The organism is Variovorax sp. M-6 (genome assembly GCF_052114385.1).
Classification (GTDB): domain Bacteria; phylum Pseudomonadota; class Gammaproteobacteria; order Burkholderiales; family Burkholderiaceae_C; genus Variovorax.
Map to the genome: position 1 here is coordinate 1 of NZ_JBFREQ010000081.1, position 3,144 is coordinate 3,144.

Consider the following 3,144-nt stretch of genomic DNA (forward strand, 5'->3'; position numbering starts at 1 on the left):
GGCAGCAAGGTGTCGGTGTACGACGGCGCGGCCAAGCTGGGCGAAGTGGACGTTGACGGCAACGGCAACTGGAGCTTCACGCCGGGCAAGGCGCTGGATGACGGCCCGCACAGCTTCACGACCAAGGTGACCGACCCCGCGGGCAACGAGAGCGCATCGAGCACGCCGGTGACCGTGACGGTGGACACCTCGAAGGTTGAAGTGTCGATCGGCGCGCTGGTGGACGACCAAGGCGCGATCACGGGCAACATTGCGCCGAACGGCGTGACGGACGACACGCGTCCGGAGATCCAGGGCACGGGCAAGGCCGGCAGCACCATCACGGTGTACGACGGCACGAACGTGCTGGGGACGACGACGGTGCAGCCCAACGGCACGTGGAGCTTCACGCCCACGGTCGACCTGGGCCAGGGTTCGCACAGCATCACGGCCACCGCGACCGACAAGGCGGGCAACGTGAGCGATGCGACCTCGCCGTTCAACTTCCGCGTGGACACGGTGGCGCCAATGGCGCCGACGATCGGCGCGGTGACGGACGACGTGGGTGAAGTGCAAGGTGCGCTGGCGAATGGCGGGACGACGGACGACCCGTCGCCGACGCTGTCTGGCAAGGCCGAGGCGGGCAGCACGGTGACGGTGTACGACGGCGGCAAGCTGCTGGGCAGCGTGAAGGCTGACGCGAACGGTGACTGGAGCTATACGCCGACCACGCCGCTGAACGAAGGCAAGCACGAGTTCACGGTGAAGGCGACGGACGCGGCGGGCAGCACCAGTGCGGAGTCGGACAAGTTCACGCTGACGACCGACTACACGCCGCCGGACGCGAGCAAGCTGGCGATCACTGGCGTGGAGGACGACGTGGGCCTGGTGACGGGCAACGTGGCGTCTGGCGCGACGACGGATGACAGCCGACCGTTGATCCATGGCACGGGCACGGCGGGCGACACCATCATCGTGATGGTGAAGGACGGAGTGGGCAGCCGCGAGCTGGGCCGCGCGACGGTGGGTGCGGATGGCAAGTGGTCGCTGCAGGTGAATGCGCCGCTGGCTTCCGGCTCCAACGAGTTCACGGCGATCGAGGTCGACCCTGCGGGGAACAAGACCGCGCCGAGCGATGGCTATTCGATCACGGTGAGCATCACGCCGCCGGCGGTGCCTGTGATCGACAACGTCCTCGACGACAAGGGCGTGGTGCACAACCTGCAGAAGGGCGAGGTGACTGACGACGACACGCCGACCATCATCGGCACGTCGGAGCCGGGCACCGTCATCAAGATCTACGACGGCAGCACGCTGCTGGGCAGCGTGCAGGCGGACGGCAGCGGCAAGTGGTCATTCACGACCGATGCGCTGGCGGACGGCGCGCACAACATCACGGCGACGGCGACCAACCCGGTGGGCCAGACCAGCGATGCGACCGGGATCTGGAACTTCGTGGTCGACACGAAGGCGCCGGACGCGGTGAGCGGCTTGGAGGTGAGGGACGACGTGGGTGCCAAGCAGGGCCCGCTGTCCAACGGTGAGACCACCGACGACAACCGCCCGACCTTCAGCGGCAAGGCCGAGCCTGGCAGCAAGGTGTCGGTGTACGACGGTGCGGCCAAGCTGGGCGAGGCGGACGTTGACGGCGAGGGCAACTGGAGCTTCACGCCGGGCAAGGCGCTGGATGACGGCCCGCACAGCTTCACGACCAAGGTGACCGACCCCGCGGGCAACGAGAGTGCATCGAGCACGCCGGTGACCGTGACGGTGGACACCTCGAAGGTTGAAGTGTCGATCGGCTCGCTGGTGGACGACCAGGGCGCGATCACGGGCAACATTGCGCCCAACGGCGTGACGGACGACACACGCCCGGAGATCAAGGGCACGGGCAAGGCCGGCAGCACCATCACGGTGATGGACGGCACGACCGTGCTCGGCACCACGACGGTCAAGCTTGACGGCACGTGGAGCTTCACGCCCCCGGGTGACCTGGGCCAGGGAGTGCACAGCATCACGGCCACCGCGACCGACAAGGCGGGCAACGTCAGCGATGCGACCTCGCCCTTCAACTTCCGCGTGGACACGGTGGCGCCAGTGGCGCCGACGATTGGCGCGGTGACGGACGATGTGGGCGAAGTGCAGGGTGCGCTGGCCAACGGAGCGACGACGGACGACCCGTCGCCGACGCTGTCGGGCAAGGCCGAAGCGGGCAGCACGGTGACGGTGTACGACGGCGACAAGCTGCTGGGCAGCGTGAAGGCCAATGCGAACGGTGACTGGAGCTACACGCCGACGACCGGCCTGAACGAAGGCAAGCACGAGTTCACGGTGACGGCGACCGATGCGGCAGGCAACACCAGCGCCCCCTCGGACAAGTTCACGCTGACGACCGACTACACGCCGCCGGAGGCGAAGGATCTGGCGATCACGGGCGTGGAAGACGACATTGGTCTGGTGACGGGCAACGTGGCGTCTGGCGAGACGACGGACGACAGCCGACCGTTGATCCATGGCACGGGCACGGCGGGCGACACCATCATCGTGACGGTGAAGGACGTGTCGGGCAGCCGTGAGCTGGGCCGCGTGACGGTGGGTGCGGACGGCAAGTGGTCGCTGCAGGTGCAGTCGCCGCTGGCTTCCGGCCTCAACGAGTTCACGGCGGTGGAGATGGATCCTGCGGGGAACAAGACCGCGCCGAGCGACGGCTATGCGATCACGGTGAGCATCACGCCGCCGGCGGTGCCTGTGATCGACAACATCCAGGACGACGTGGGTGTGGTGCACATGCTGCAAAAGGGCGAAGTGACCAACGACGCGACGCCGACCCTCTTCGGTACGGCGCAAGCGGGCAACACCGTCAAGATCTATGACGGCGCGACGCTGCTGGGCGAGGTGAAGGCGGATCCGAGCGGCAAGTGGAGCTTCACGCCTGGCGTGAACCTGGCCGACGGCGCGCACAACCTGACGGCGACGGCGACCAACCCGGTGGGCCAGACCAGCGATGCGACCGGCGTCTGGAACTTCGTGGTCGACACGAAGGCGCCGGATGCGGTGAGCGGCCTGGAGGTGAAGGACGACGTGGGTGCCAAGCAGGGCCCGCTGGTCAGCGGCGAGACCACCGACGACAACCGCCCGACCTTCAGCGGCAAGGCCGAGCCTGGC

General features: G+C 67.8%; 1 protein-coding gene. It reads left to right on the plus strand.

Annotation, left to right across the window (positions count from 1 at the left end):
• On the plus strand, window positions 1–3,144 hold a 3,144-nt coding region (locus AB4Z46_RS35090), incomplete at both ends, for an Ig-like domain-containing protein (protein WP_442288169.1).